1 protein-coding gene is annotated in these 757 nt (G+C 43.5%); it reads left to right on the top strand.

Annotation, left to right across the window (positions count from 1 at the left end; all coding sequences use genetic code 11):
- Window positions 1-200: 200 nt before the first annotated feature.
- Window positions 201-757 (top strand): carbonic anhydrase (locus A3735_RS08475; RefSeq protein ID WP_068637911.1); only part of this gene is annotated, 557 nt, incomplete at its 3' end.

Here is a 757-nt window from a genome sequence, read left to right on the forward strand (position 1 = left end):
CAGCTACACAATTACCGCGAGAAACTAAGCCCTCTACGTTGTTATACATAAAAAAACAGGCGCGAGCCTGTTTTTTTATGCGTCAAAATAGGGCGCTCGAACATAAAAAATTAGTTAGGGCTTTTCCTTGCTATATCGCTTCCCTATACCGGTTGAGAAAGCTATTATTCAACACGTTAATTGAGTTATAGAGAATTGATATGCCAAAAATAGCCAGTGGAATCGTACGATTCAAAACCGAAGTGTACCCTCAGAAGAAAGAACTATTCGATCAACTTGTGAAAGGGCAGCATCCAGAAGCTCTTTTTATTACATGCTCTGATTCTCGTATTGACCCAAACCTTTTAGTTCAGACGGAACCAGGGGAACTATTCATATGTCGAAATGCAGGCAATATTGTTCCACCGCATAGCAACTATACTGGTGGTACCACGGCAACGATTGAGTATGCTGTTGCCGTTCTTGAAGTCAAACATATTATTGTGTGTGGACACACCTGTTGTGGGGCAATGGCCGGCGTGATGGACCCTGACTCGCTCACTAACCTTCCTCATGTGACACAATGGCTCAGCTACTCAAAGGCTGCGCATCAGATTGTTATGGAAAAGCTGCCAGAGGGCTCCCATGATGAACGTCTGGCTATGTTGATTGATGAAAACGTTTTGCTTCAGTTGCAGCATTTAAAGACCCACCCTCATGTTGCTGCCAAACTTTCTACCAATAAAATTCAGCTACATGCCTGGACCTACGATATTGG

It is taken from the genome of Oleiphilus sp. HI0061 (assembly GCF_001635675.1).